Below are 13,422 nucleotides of genomic sequence, written 5' to 3' on the forward strand. Positions count from 1 at the left end.
CTTCCGTGGTGGTGGGTTCCGGCCGGGCTTCGGTCCGCGGCCCGGCTTCCGTCCGGGCTTCCGCCGTGGTTGGGGCGGGCCGGTCTATGTGGCTCCCCGGCGCTGCTTCTACAATCGCTGGGGCGAGTGGGTCTGCCGCCGCCCGGCCTGGTGACGGCCTTCGACAAACGCTCAGGAAAGCCCGGCCTCGCGCCGGGCTTTCTCTTTCGACGGGGACGCCGCCGGGCTCATGGCGCCCACAGGCCCTCCACGCCGAGCCGGAGAAGCTTGTAACTGTCCGTGTGGCAGGCGCCGAAGCCGCATTGCACCACGACCGCGGCGAGATTGATCACCGCGAGCACGATGAGATAGGCCGCCGCGAAATCGGCGATGCGCGCGAGGGCAGGAAACGCCTCCACGTGCAGCCGCGCCACCCGCCTCTCGCCACCGAACAGAGCGAGGGCGATCGCCTGGGCCGCGATCAGCACGGTGGCGATGATGACCGACCAGACCGGCATGTGCAGGCCGAGGATCGCCGAGCCGACATAGGCGTGGTCCGGCCGCGGCACGATATCGAGCAGCGTCTGGCGCACCGAGACGATCAGCAGCAGCAGCGCGAAGAGGAGGCCGATCCCCGTGTTGCGATGGGAGAAGGCACGGAAGTTCTGCATCACCGCGAAGGCGACGCCGAACAGCGCGACCCGCTGCAGCAGGCAGAGCGGGCACGGGAGTTCGCCCCTCGCAAACTGCATCACCATGGCGGCGGTGAGCACGACAGCGATGGCGACCAGCATGCCCGCGAGAAAGAGATAGTTCAGCCCCGCCGCCAGCCGCTCCATGCGGGTGATGGGCAAGTCGACCGCGACGGATCCGCCGAGCATGGTCAACCCTCCAGCGGGAGGAAGGGCCCGGGCCCCACCTGGAGCCAAGGGAGGCGGAAGCCGTATTCCGGGCTGTAGATCTCGAAGAGGAACAGCCAGACGAAGAGGCACAGGCAGGCGAAGAGGCTGGCGAGCGCCGCCCAACGTGGGCCGAACTGCCCGAGAAGGATGGCGAGCACCAGCGTCGCGAACACCGCCACCATCATGACCGTCACGCCCCCGGAAGGCTGTCCGGCGGGCCCCTCGCCCGCAGCGCCCAGCCTGCGACGGGCGGGCCGAACCGGTCAAGTTCGGTGGCGATGCCGGGCCTCAGGCGCGGTCGCCGGAGCGCTCGATCTGGCCACGCCGCTGCAGCCAGAGCGCCACCAGCCAGCAGAACAGCGCCCAGGCCGAGCCGAGGCACCAGCCGGCGAGCACGTCGGTCGGCCAGTGCACGCCGAGATAGACGCGGCTGATGCCGATCAGCACCGTCATCACCACTGCGACGACGAGGAAATAGGCATGGACGCGGCGCGGTGCGTCGAGGCGGGTCAGCAGCACGCCGAGCGTCAGGTAGGTCACCGCCGAGATCATGGCGTGGCCCGAGGGAAAGCTCGCGGTCAACTCGAGCGGCGCATTGGGGATGAGGTCCGGCCGTGGACGGTCGAACAGCATCTTCAGGCCGTGGCTGAGGACCGTGCCGCCCGCCACCGCCGCCAGCACGAAGAGGGCGGCCGCCCGCTTGCCCACGAGAACGAGATAGAACGTCGTCACAGCGACGATGAGCGTCAGCACGGCCAGCCCGCCGAGGGCGGTGATGTCGCGCATGACCCCTGCGAGCCAGGCCGGCCCCGGCGCTTGGGCGAGGTCCGCGGGGTTGCGGAACAGCAGCAGCACGGCCCTGTCGAAAGCTTCCGTTTCGCCCTCCACCACCGTGTCGGCGAGCCGGAGGAAGGCGAGAATGCCGCCTGCGATGACCACGAGGACCACGGCGAGACCGATCTCCTCGCGCAGAAGACGGAACACGCGCGGCATCGACCATGAACTGGGGAACATCATGGGCGAGACTTGGCCGCCCTCCGCCGGAGCGTCAAGGGCGAGGCCCTGTGACAATGGGACCGATCTTGGGAACCGGCGGCGCACCGCCGTGTTGACGTCCGGGGCTGGACACATTCTCTCGAGGAGGAAGCGACATGGAACGCCGGATTTTTCTGACGGCCCTCGTCGGCGGCTTTGCCGTCATGACCCCAGCCGCGTTCACCGGGGCCCAGGCTGCCACTGCCACTGCCCCGGTCACGGATCTCGCCGGCGTCAGGTCGGCGCTGCAGCCGGATGCGTCTCCCGCAGGCACGCCCGAGGAGATGCAGCGCCGGCGCTGGCGCCGTCCCCCGCCCTGGGTCCGCCGCCGTCGCCGCTTCATGCGCCGCCGCCGGCGCTGCTTCATCAACCGTCGCGGCTTCCGCGTGTGCCGCTGGTACTGACCCGGCTGCGCGTAAGCTGACGGAGAACGGACCGGCTGCCCCCTCGGCCGGTCCGTTTCTTTTTGCGCGACTGATCCCTGTGCAATGCGCCCGACTTAACGAAGGCGCAAAGGTCTCGGGGCCACAGTGCCCTATCCGGCCGGCGGCCCTGCCTTGCCTGCGGCCGGTCGAGGTTCACCGTGCACGAATTCCTGAGTCCCCGGACCATAGCCCTGTCGGTCGTCCTGATCGCGCTGACGACCGGGGCGCTGCTCCTGTTGTCGTCGCGCCAGAACGACGACCAGCGCAGCCTCATCACCTGGGGCATCGCCAACATCATGGGCGGCGTTGGCGCCGCCATGGTGTCGCTCCGCGGTTTCATGCCGGAACTCTTCACCGTGGTGATCGGCAACGCGCTGATCGTCCTGTCCTACTGCCTCAACGCCAAGGGCACGCTGGACTTCTGCCGGCGCAAAACCCCGTGGGCATGGGTGCTGGCGCCGGGAGCGGCGTGGCTCGCCCTCAGCCTCTGGCCGGCCTTCATCACCAGCGTGGAATGGCGTCTGATCGTCAATTCCGGGATCATCGCGGCGGCCTCCTTCACGGCGTCCTGGGCGCTGATGACTCTGAAGGACGAGCACCTCGTCACCCGCCGGCCCGCCGCCTTCTGGCTCGCCGCCCATGGCTGCGTCTTCACCGTCCGGATGCTGCCGCCGCTGTTCAGCACGGTGCCGGCCTCAAACGAGATCAACGCCTCGCCCCTCGTCACGCTGATCATGATGGAATCCCTCGTGCACGTGACGCTGATCTCCTTCCTCCAGCTCTCGCTCATCAAGGACCGCGCCGAGGAGCGCTATCGCCGCGCCGCCGAGACCGACGTGCTCACCGGCCAGCCCAACCGCCGCGCCTTCATGGCCACCGCCGAGCGGCTGGTGAAGGAGACCGACCACTGGCCGGCCTGCATGCTCGTCATCGACGTCGACCGCTTCAAGACGATCAACGACACGGTCGGCCACGCGGGCGGCGACGCCGTGCTGGTCAAGGTGGCGGAGACCATCCGCGCCCACCTGCGGCCCACCGACACCTTCGGCCGGCTCGGCGGCGAGGAATTCGCCGCGCTGCTGCCGAACACCACCCTCCAGACCGCCGCCGTCATCGCCGAGGGTCTGCGCGCCCGCATCGCCGGCCTCGACATCTGCGCGAGCGGCGAGATGGTCCACGTCTCCATCAGCATCGGCGTCTCGGTCATCGCCGGCGGCAAGCCGGACCTCGACCACCTCATCGACCGCGCCGACGCCTGCCTCTACGAGGCGAAGCGCACCGGCCGCAACCGCGTGGTGGCGCGCGAGGACGGCATCCGCCTCGCCGGCTGAAGGGGCTTGACCCGGCCCGCCTGATCGGCGCGAATTCGGGGCTCGTCCGCCCCCCGGCGGCGCGCCTGCGGAGGCTCCATGCGCCCCATCCTCATCGCCCTCGCCTGCCTCTTCCCGCTCGTCGCAGCAGACGGCGCACGGGCCCAGACCAAGGGCAAGGCCGAGGCCCCCCGCGAGGACGCGGCGCCCGCCGCCCCTGCCGCCATCGCCGGCACCTGGACCGGCAGCTATGTCTGCCTGCAGGGCCGGACGGGCATGACGCTCACCGTGGAAGAGCCCGAGGCCGGACGCGTGCGGGCGACCTTCCACTTCTATGCGGACCCCAGCAATCCCGGCGTTCCCACCGGCTGCTTCAGCCAGACCGGCCGCTTCGATCCCGCGACGCGCAGCCTCAGGCTCGCTGGCGGCCGCTGGATCGTCCGCCCGCGCGACTACGAGATGGTCGGCCTCTCCGGCGCGCTGGACCGCGCCGGTGCTGTCCTCTCCGGCCGGATCACCCAGGCCGAGGGCTGCACCACCTTCCGGCTGGAGCGCCGGCCGGCACCCGAGCATGCACAGGCCTGTGGTGAGAGTGCTGGGCTGCGGTGAGGAAGGCTCCTCACCCGCTCCGCGCCACCCGTCCCTCCAGCGGATAGGCCGGGTCTGTATAGCCCGGCGTTGAGGGATGCCCCGCCGGCACCAGCCGGTCCACCAGGGCCTCATCGGCCTTCGTGAACATGTATCCCGGTGCGCCGAGATAGTCCTCGAACTGCTCCATGGTGCGCGGGCCCGCGATGGCCGCGGTGACGAAGGCATTGTTCAGCACCCAGGCGGTGGCGAACTGGCCCGGTGTGATGCCGCGCTTCTCGGCATGGGCCTTCAGCTTCTGGGCGATGACCAGCGATTCCTTGCGCCATTCCGTCTGCATCATGCGGCTGTCGGCGCGGCCGGCGCGCGAGCCCTCCGGCGGCGGCGCCTTCGGGTCGTACTTGCCGGAGAGGATGCCGCGGGCGAGCGGCGAATAGGGCACCACGCCGAGGCCGTAGAAGCCGCAGGCCGGCAGGTGCTCCACCTCCGGCATGCGGTTCATGGCGTTGTAGTAGGGCTGGCTGACGACGGGGCGGTCGATGCCCATGCGGTCGGCGAGGTTGCAGATCTCGGCGATGCGCCAGGAGCGGTGGTTGGAGACGCCGTAGTGGCGGATCTTGCCTTGGGCGACGAGGTCGCCGAGGGCGCGGACCGTCTCCTCCAGCGGCGTCCCGTGGTCTTCCTTGTGCAGGTAGTAGATGTCGATGACGTCGGTGCCGAGCCGCTTCAGCGAGGCCTCCACCGCGCGCATCATGTAGAGGCGCGACAGGCCCCGGTCGTTGGGGCCGGGCCCCGTCGGGTTGGCGAGCTTGGTCGCCAGCACCCAGTGCGCGCGGTCGGCCTTGATGGCGCGGCCGGTGATCTCCTCCGAGCGGCCCTCGGTATAGACGTCCGCCGTGTCGATGAAATTGACGCCGGCCTCCTTGGCCCGCGCGATGATGCGGGCGGAGGCCTTCTCGTCGGTCGGGCCGCCGAACATCATCGTGCCGAGGCAGATGGGCGAGACCTTGAGGCCGGAGCGGCCGAGATTGCGGGGCGTCATGGGCGTTTCCTGTTGTGACTTCGGCACAGTAGGCCGCGCCTCCGGCCAAAAGAAAAGCACCGCCCCTGCATGCGAGGCCCGGCGAAACCACCCGGCCGGCGCGGTCGTCACGCCGCCTGGGCGAGCGCGGCCTTGAGCAGCTTCGTCGCCTGGTCGGCGGTCATCGGCTCGCCGAAGGCGAAGCCTTGCGCATAGTCGCAGCCGAGCTGGAAGAGTTCGACGGCGTCGGCGTCGCTTTCCGCGCCTTCCGCCACCACCTCCATGCCGAGGTCCTGGCCGAGCGCGATGATGGTGCGCAGGATCACCGGTCGCACGCCGCGCTGGTCGGCGCGCACGAAGCTCTTGTCGATCTTGATCGTGTCGAAGGGGAAGCGCTGGAGATAGGCGAGCGAGGAATAGCCCGTGCCGAAATCGTCGAGCGACAGGCCGGCGCCGAGCTCGCGGATCCGGTGCAGCATCTGCGCCGCATATTCCGGATTCTCCATGACGAGGCTCTCGGTGAGCTCCAGCTTCAGCGAGCCGCGCGCCACCGTGGAGCGGGCGAGCACGCCCTTCAGGTCCTGCAGCAGGTCGTGGCGCAGCAGCTGCCGGCTCGATACGTTGACCGCCGTGAAGAGCGGCGGTTCCAGCGGCATGAGCTGCTGCCAGTTCGCGAGCTGGCGCGCCGCGCGGTCCATGACGAAGAGCCCGAGCTCGACGATCAGGCCCGTCTCCTCGGCGATGGCGATGAAGTCCGCCGGCGGCAGGCGCCCGAGGCGCGGATGGTCCCAGCGCACCAGCGCCTCGAAGCCGGCGAGCGTGCGGTCGGCGAGGCGCACGACCGGCTGGTAGACGATGGCGATCTCGCCGCGCTCCAGCGCCCGCCTGAGGTCGCTCTCCAGCGCCAGGCGGTCGCTCTTGTGGGCGCGCAGGGCCGGCTTGAACACCTCGATGCGGTCGCCGCCGAGCCGCTTGGCGTGATAGGCGGCGAGCTCGGCGTCCTTCAGGAGGTCGTCGCGCTTGCGCTGCGTCCCGTCGGCGAGCGCGATGCCGATGGAGCCGGTGAGGAAGATCTCCCGCTCGCTGAAGGCGATGGGCGCGCGCAGCGCCTTGCGGATGGTCTCGGCGAAGCCGGTGATGCGCTCCGGCGTGCGCTCCGAGACGAGGATGATGCCGAACTGGTCGCCGTTGAGCCGCGCCAGCGTGTCCTGCGGCTTGAGGAGCCGGGCGAGGCGCCGCGATACGGTGAGGAGGATCGAATCCCCGACCGAGATGCCGACGGAATCGTTCACCTGCTTGAACCGGTCGATGTCGAGGACGAGCACCGTCGGCCGGCGCGGTTCGTCGCCGTGGCCGCTCATCAGCGCCGCTTCCAGCCGGTCGAGGAAGAGTTCGCGGTTGGGCAGGCCGGTGAGGTTGTCGTGCACCGCGTCGTGCAGCAGCCGCTCCTCCGCCGCCTTGAACTCGGTGATGTCGGCGAGCGTGCCGACGAGGCGCACCACCTCGCCGTCCGAGCCGACGACGGGCCGCGCCCGCAGCATGATCCAGACGAAGTGCCCGTCGGCCGAGCGCAGGCGGAACTCCTCGACCAGGCGACCGCGGCGATGCTCCACCACCGTGTCCAGGGTGGAGCGGATGCGGTCGCGGTCGGCCGGGTGCAGCGCCTCGATGAACTTGGTGGCGACGCCCTCAAGGGTGCCGCGCTTCAGGCCGAGCTGCGCCTCGAGCTCCGGCCCGACCCAGATTCGGTTGGTGCCGACGTCCCAGTCGAAGATGATGTCGCCGGCGCCCGTCAGCGCCAGGGCCTTGCGCTCGGTGTCGGAGACGAGGCCGCGCGGCACGCCGGCGCCCGAGAAGGCGTGCTGCATCACGGTGAAGCCGATGAGCATGACGAGCAGCACCAGCGCGCCGAGAAGGGCGGGTGCGGCGATCTCGTTGTTGAGGCGGCCCGAGACCATGAGCAGCGCCGCGCCCGACCAGACCATGAACAGCGCCCAGGTCGGCAAGAGGTTGATGGCGCGATCGTAGCGCAGGAAGGAGAGGTAGACGAGGATCACCGTGCCGAGGATCGTCACAGCGCCGATGCCGAGCCGGGCGATGCCCGCCGCGATCGGCGGATCGAACCAGGCGACCGTCACCATGCCGCCCGCGAAGGCGAGCCACACCGCCATCAGCACCGTGTAGCGCACGTGCCAGCGGTTGAGGTCGAGATAGGCGAAGAGGAAAATCATCAGCGTCGCGGAGAGGATGGCCTCCGCCACCGCCCGCCAGAAGGCGACGGCCGCGGGCCCGAGCTCCATCACCCGCGTCCAGAAGCCGAAGTCGAGGGCCAGCGTGCCGAGCACCGCCCAGGCGAGCAGCGCCGCCGCCGGGAACATCAGCGAGCCCTTCACCACGAAGAGGATGGTGAGGAAGAGGGCGAGGAGACCCGAAATGCCGAGGATGATGCCGCGGTAGAGGGTGAAGGAGTTCTCGCGGTCCTTGAAGGCGTCCGGCTGCCACAGCGTGATCTGCGGAATGCGCGGATCGTGCAGTTCGGCGACGAAGGTCACCGTCGTGCCGGGATCGAGGGTGATGAGGAAGACGTCCTGGTCCACCGCGTTCTGCCGCTCGGGCCGGAAGCCCTGGCTCGGCGTCAGCGAGACGAGGCGCTGGGCGCCGAGATCGGGACGCAGCAGGCCGGAGCGGATCAGCCGGTAATGCGGCACGACGATCAGCCGGTCGACCTGTTCGTCGGTGGCGTTGGCGAGGGTGAACACGGCCCAGACGGCGCTCGAATCGGTGCGCGTCTGGCGCACCTCCATGCGGCGGACGATGCCGTCGCTGCCCGGCGCGGTCGGCACCGAGACGCGGTCGCCCTCGCCGGGAACGAAGGTGACGGCGCGGCCGAGATTGATCGCAGGCGACCCGGAGGTGACCGCCACGGGATCGGCGGCCTCGGCCGCCGGCGTACCGGCGATCAGGCCGCAGGCGAGCGCCAGCAGCAGCACGAGGGAACGCAGGAGGACGCGGATGTATCGCACGCGGAACAGTCGGAGCCTTGTCGTGACCACTGGTTCTGGAACAGGCGTCACGCCATGAGCCCCGCTTGTGGCGCCATTGCGGCGCCTGTTCACATGCACGAGCGCTGACTTAGCCGCGCCGCAGGCCGCGGAGCAAGGGTCCCGGTACCGTTTTGGCGGCTAGTCCAGCGTTTTCGCGTGGCGATCGAAGGCCTCCGGCCGGATCGACGTGCCGGCCCCCGGCTGTTCGGGCCTGACGAGGTCGCCGTGTCTCACCGTGACCGGCTCCTCGAAACAGGCGGCGATCCAGGGAATGTATTCGAACGAGGACGTCGCGGGATGCCAGAAGGACAGGTGCGCATGGACCTGCCCCATGTCGCCGGCATGGGCCACCACAGGCAGCCGCGCCGCATGGGCGGCTTCCGCGACGCGGATGTACTCTGTGATACCGGCGAGCCGGGCGACGTCGGGCTGGGCGTAGTGCATGGCGCCGCGGCGGATGAAGTCGAAGAAGGCCTCCGCCGTATAGAGCTGCTCGCCGAGCGCCACGGGAATGCCGCCGTCGGCCGCCAGCCGCACGTGGCCCTCCACATCGTCGTACCAGAGCGGCTCCTCGAACCAGAGGAGGTCGAGGCCGGCGGCACGGCGCGTGAAGCGCAGGCAGGTCGCGAGGTCCCAGCGGCCGTTGGCGTCGGTGGCGATGGTGATGCGGTCGCCGAGGGCCCGGCGCACGGCCGCGAGCCGGTCGATGTCGCGGCCGATCTCCGCCGAGCCGACCTTGACCTTGATGCCACGGAATCCCTCCTCCTCCACCGCCCGGCGGGCGCCCGAGAGCAGCTCCTCGTCGGAGAGTGACAGCCAGCCGATATCGGTGTTGTAGGCGGTCAGCCGCTCCGAGGTCGCCCCGCCGAGCAGCCGCCAGAGCGGCAGGTCCGCGGCCCTGGCCTTGAGGTCCCAGAGCGCCACGTCGACGGCGCCGAGGGCGAGATGGGCGATGCCGGCGCGGCCGATCCACTGCAGCGGCGGATGGCGGGCGACCTTCTGCCAGAGGCGGGTGACGTCGCGCTCGTCCTCGCCCACCAGGAGATCTGCGACGGAGGTGCCGATACAGCGGGCGATCAGCCGGTCGCCGGCGAGATCGGCATGGGTACCGGTGAAGCCGGTGCCGACCCGGCCGTCGCGCGTGTGGATGCGGCAGCCGACGACGCCCCAGTGCGACAGCGTGTGGGTGGAGTCGGAGATCGAGGAGCCCGTCACCGGCACGTGCAGGATGAAGGGCTCGATGCGAGCGATGGTCATGGGGCGGCCCCGGTTGAGGGCGGCAGTGTGGGCGGCGCCGGAGCGGGGCTCAAGGGCGCCGGAGGAGAGAGGCGCCTGCCATCGGCGCTTGCCTCGGCTGGCTAATGAAGTTTGGGGAGAAGGACGCAGCCCCCCAAAACGACGAAGGCGGGCATCGCTGCCCGCCTTCCCCTATCCGTCTGTCGCCGAAGCCTCAGGCCTGCGGCTGCGGCTCCAGCCCGTCGTCGTTGGCCGGGCGGCGGCCCTTGCCGGCCGAGGGCACGGCGGAGTGGCGCGGCTGGTTCTTGTCGGGCTCGGCGTCGCGCACCGGCGGCTTGCCGGCGAGCAGGTCCTTGATCTCGTCGCCCGACAGCGTCTCGTACTCGAGCAGCGCCTCGGCCACCTGGATGAAGGCGTCGTGGTTCTCGGTGAGGATGCGCTTGGCTTCCTCGTAGCCCTCCTGAACCAGCCGCTTCACTTCCTTGTCGATCTTCTGCGCGGTCGATTCGGAGATGTTCTGCTGCCGGCCCATGGACATGCCGAGGAAGACCTCTTCCTGGTTGTCCCCATAGGCCACCATGCCGAGCTCCTCGGAGAAGCCCATGCGGGTGACCATGGCGCGGGCCATCTTGGTCGCCTGGTCGATGTCGCCGACGGCGCCGGAGGTGACGTTCTCCTTGCCGAAGGTGATCTCCTCGGCGACGCGGCCGCCCATCGCCACCGCCAGATGCGAGGTATATTCCTTGTACTTCATCGAGTAGCGGTCGCCCTCGGGCAGGAACTTCACCATGCCGAGCGCGCGGCCGCGCGGGATGATGGTCGCCTTGTGGACCGGGAGGCCGGCCTTGACATTGAGGCCGACGACCGCGTGGCCCGCCTCGTGATAGGCGGTGAGCTTCTTCTCTTCCTCGCTCATGGCCATCGAGCGGCGCTCGGCGCCCATCATCACCTTGTCCTTGGCGTCCTCGAGATCGGACATGGTGACCATGCGCTTGCCACGGCGGGCGGCGAGCAGCGCGCCCTCGTTGACGAGGTTCATGAGGTCGGCGCCGGAGAAGCCGGGGGTACCGCGGGCGATGATCTTGAGGTCGACGTCGGGGGCCAGCGGCACCTTGCGGGCATGGACCTTGAGGATCTTCTCGCGGCCGTTCACGTCCGGGTTCGGCACCACGATCTGCCGGTCGAAGCGGCCCGGGCGCAGCAGCGCCGGGTCGAGCACGTCCGGACGGTTGGTGGCGGCGATGATGATGATGCCCTCGTTGGGCTCGAAGCCGTCCATCTCCACGAGCAGCTGGTTCAGCGTCTGCTCGCGCTCGTCGTTGCCGCCGCCGAGGCCGGCGCCGCGATGGCGGCCGACCGCGTCGATCTCGTCGATGAAGATGATGCAGGGCGCGTTCTTCTTGGCCTGCTCGAACATGTCACGGACGCGGGATGCGCCGACGCCGACGAACATCTCGACGAAGTCGGAACCCGAAATGGTGAAGAAGGGCACGTTGGCTTCGCCCGCCACCGCCTTGGCGGTGAGGGTCTTACCCGTGCCGGGCGGGCCGACCAGCAGCACGCCGCGCGGGATGCGGCCACCGAGACGCTGGAACTTCTGCGGGTCGCGCAGGAACTCCACGATCTCCTGAAGGTCCTGCTTGGCCTCGTCGATGCCCGCCACGTCCTCGAAGGTGACGCGGCCGTGGGCCTCGGTGAGGAGCTTCGCCTTCGACTTGCCGAAGCCCATGGCCTTGCCGCCGGCGCCCTGGATCTGGCGCGACATGAAGATCCACAGGCCGATCAGCAGGAGGACCGGGAACCACTGGGCAAGGAGCGCCACGAACCACGGAACCTGCTCGCCGGGAGCGCGGGCCTGGACCTGCACGCCCTTGTCGACGAGTCGCTGGGTCAGGCCGGGGAACGGCGGGGCATAGGTCTGGAAGGTGCGGCCGTCCGTGTAATGGCCGGTCAGCTCCGGCCCCTGGATGGTGACGTCACGGACGCGACCGGCATCGGCCTCGGAGAGGAACTGCGAGAACGGCAGGTCGGACGAACCGGCTCGTTGCTGCGGGCTCTGGAACAGCGTGAAGAGCGCGAGGAGCAACAGGACGATGATCACCCACAGGGCCAGATTGCGGAAATTGGAGTTCATCGCTTGTCCATCCCTAGGGTGTCGCCGCCGCGAGGCGCCGAAATGGCGCGCAAGCCATGCTCATGCTCATGCGTCGTGCGGCATAACCCTTACCCGTACCAATGTAGGAGCGCGCGGGGGTCTTGCCAAGGAGCAGAAGCACCGCCCGGGTGAGGCTTTGTGCCTCGTGGCCTTTTGCGGTCAACCGATCCTTAGTCCGTCCTACGGGCGGACTGGCGCGGCGGCTCACGCGCCACGATGACGCGCCCGGCGGCGGTGACCGTCACCAGCGCCCCCTGCAGCGTCTGGCGCAACGGGCCACCCTCGGCGATCGCCATCAGAACCGCGCCGGTCAGCGCCTCCAGCGCCTCCAGCCGCTCCCGAGCCCCGTCGGGGGCAACCTCCCGAAGCACCGCCGCCAAGAGCTGCTGGACGTCGACGAAGGGCCTGTCCAGCCACCCCGCGCCGTCGAACACCACGGTTCCCGGAACCACGCTGCGCTGGCGCGAGGCGGCGTCGAGATCGGCGGCGTGGCGGGCGAGCGCCTCTTCGATCATCCGCATCCGCCCGGCGAGGATCGAGAGGCGTTCGGCGTCGAGCCCCTCTTCCGCGAGCGCCGGCAGCTTCTGCCGCAGCCGGACGCGCGTGAAACCCGGGTCGCGGTTGGAGGGGTCGTCGAAGGGCACGAGCCCGGCGGCCCGCGCCGTCGCCGCGAGGCGCGCCTTCGGCACCCAGAGGAACGGCCTCAGAATCGGCATTCCGTCCCGCACGGTAGCCGCGGCCATGCCCTTGAGGCCGAGGGGGCCTGATCCGCGCGCCAGACGCATGAGGACCGTCTCGGCCTGATCCTCCAGGTGATGGGCGACGACGATCGCGCCCGCCCCGATCTCCCGGGCATGGGCGGCGAGCAGGCTGTAGCGCGCCTCGCGGGCAGCCTCCTGCAACCCGCTCGCCGGCTTGTCGCCTTCCCAGCGCAGGCACGTCGCGACAAAGCCGAGGCCCGCCGCGGCGGTAACGACGCCGGCGCACTCGGTTACGGCCGCGGGCCTCAGGCCATGGTCGACTGGTGCGACCGAGAGGGGCGGCACCACCCCGCCGAGGTCCCGCCAGCGGGCGAAGGCGGCCATCATCCCATAGGAATCCGGCCCGCCGGACACGGCGAGGAGCAGCGGGGCTTCGGTCGGAAGGGAGGAGAGAAGGTCGCGGATGTCGCCGTCGGCAAGAGGCGCGGCGGCCCCGCCCTCAGCAGCTGGCACGGCGCTGCTCGCTCACCACGGCGGTCTTGGTCGAAGCGTTGGCGTTCGGATATTTGCGGTTGAACTCGGCATAGGCGGCACAGGCGGCCTCGCGCTCGCCGAGGGCATTCAGCGACTGTCCCAGGCGCAGCAGGCTGGACGGCGCCCGCGCCGTGCGCGGATAGTCGGTCGACACCTTCAGGAACTGCTCGGCCGCCTCGCGGTACTGGCGGCGCTGGAACATGGTCTCGCCAAGCTGATGCGTCGCATCCCCGACCAGCCGGTCGCGCGGGTGGTTTTGCAGGAAGCCCCGCAGGGCGATCTCCGCCTGCTCGTAGTCGCGCCGCTGGATGAGGGCGAGAGCCGCGTTGTACTCGTCGCGCGGCGAGGCGGCGATGACGGCCTGAGTCCCCGTGCTGCCCGTCGAGGGAACCGCGCCCGGAATGGCCGAGCGCGGCGCTCCGGGTTCGAGCGTCGGATCGGCGGCTGCACGGCCGGCGAGCTGGCCGAGGTCGAGGGGAGCGGCGCCCCCAC

12 protein-coding genes are annotated in these 13,422 nt (G+C 70.0%); 3 read left to right on the forward strand and 9 right to left on the reverse strand.

Annotated elements, in window-relative coordinates:
• Positions 1–227: 227 nt before the first annotated feature.
• The 3 genes from ACT6XY_RS19960 to ACT6XY_RS19970 form a co-directional block, all read right to left on the reverse strand.
• A complete protein-coding gene (locus ACT6XY_RS19960) occupies positions 228–860 on the reverse strand; it encodes a disulfide bond formation protein B (RefSeq protein WP_444750055.1) in 633 nt (210 codons plus the stop codon).
• Positions 861–862: 2 nt separating this feature from the next.
• Complete coding sequence (locus tag ACT6XY_RS19965; RefSeq protein ID WP_444750056.1) at positions 863–1,075, reverse strand: hypothetical protein; 213 nt, start codon at positions 1,073–1,075, stop codon at positions 863–865.
• A gap of 94 nt (positions 1,076–1,169) precedes the next feature.
• Entirely contained in the window at positions 1,170–1,874 is a 705-nt protein-coding gene (locus tag ACT6XY_RS19970) for a phosphatase PAP2 family protein (RefSeq protein WP_444750066.1), read from the reverse strand.
• A gap of 158 nt (positions 1,875–2,032) precedes the next feature.
• Between ACT6XY_RS19970 and ACT6XY_RS19975 the strand changes: the two genes are divergently transcribed.
• The 3 genes from ACT6XY_RS19975 to ACT6XY_RS19985 all read left to right on the forward strand — a co-directional run bounded on the left by ACT6XY_RS19975 (position 2,033) and on the right by ACT6XY_RS19985 (position 4,260).
• Positions 2,033–2,320, forward strand: a complete 288-nt coding sequence (locus tag ACT6XY_RS19975) for a hypothetical protein (RefSeq protein ID WP_444750057.1) — start codon at positions 2,033–2,035, stop codon at positions 2,318–2,320.
• Positions 2,321–2,499: 179 nt separating this feature from the next.
• Positions 2,500–3,672 (forward strand): GGDEF domain-containing protein, encoded by a 1,173-nt coding sequence (locus ACT6XY_RS19980; protein ID WP_444750058.1) that lies wholly within the window; start codon positions 2,500–2,502, stop codon positions 3,670–3,672.
• 78 nt (positions 3,673–3,750) lie between these two features.
• A complete protein-coding gene (locus ACT6XY_RS19985; protein WP_444750059.1) occupies positions 3,751–4,260 on the forward strand; it encodes a hypothetical protein in 510 nt (169 codons plus the stop codon).
• Between the two features lie 10 nt (positions 4,261–4,270).
• Here ACT6XY_RS19985 and ACT6XY_RS19990 read toward each other — a convergent pair whose 3' ends face one another.
• The 6 genes from ACT6XY_RS19990 to ybgF form a co-directional block, all read right to left on the reverse strand.
• On the reverse strand, positions 4,271–5,281 hold the full coding sequence (locus ACT6XY_RS19990) for an aldo/keto reductase (RefSeq protein ID WP_444750060.1): 1,011 nt from the start codon (positions 5,279–5,281) through the stop codon (positions 4,271–4,273).
• 107 nt (positions 5,282–5,388) lie between these two features.
• On the reverse strand, positions 5,389–8,283 hold the full coding sequence (locus ACT6XY_RS19995; RefSeq protein ID WP_444750061.1) for an EAL domain-containing protein: 2,895 nt from the start codon (positions 8,281–8,283) through the stop codon (positions 5,389–5,391).
• 159 nt (positions 8,284–8,442) lie between these two features.
• Entirely contained in the window at positions 8,443–9,561 is a 1,119-nt protein-coding gene (locus ACT6XY_RS20000; RefSeq protein ID WP_444750062.1) for a mandelate racemase/muconate lactonizing enzyme family protein, read from the reverse strand.
• 193 nt (positions 9,562–9,754) lie between these two features.
• A complete protein-coding gene (gene ftsH / locus ACT6XY_RS20005; RefSeq protein ID WP_444750063.1) occupies positions 9,755–11,674 on the reverse strand; it encodes an ATP-dependent zinc metalloprotease FtsH in 1,920 nt (639 codons plus the stop codon).
• 191 nt (positions 11,675–11,865) lie between these two features.
• Positions 11,866–12,909 carry a tRNA lysidine(34) synthetase TilS gene (gene tilS, locus ACT6XY_RS20010; RefSeq protein WP_444750064.1) on the reverse strand — a complete coding sequence of 348 codons (1,044 nt, stop codon included), beginning with the start codon at positions 12,907–12,909 and terminating at the stop codon, positions 11,866–11,868.
• Positions 12,896–13,422, reverse strand: a 527-nt coding sequence (gene ybgF, locus ACT6XY_RS20015; RefSeq protein WP_444750065.1) for a tol-pal system protein YbgF, incomplete at its 5' end; no start/stop codon positions are given. The genes ybgF and tilS, both read right to left, overlap by 14 nt.

This window comes from Phreatobacter sp. (assembly GCF_052440005.1).
Lineage (GTDB): Bacteria > Pseudomonadota > Alphaproteobacteria > Rhizobiales > Phreatobacteraceae > Phreatobacter.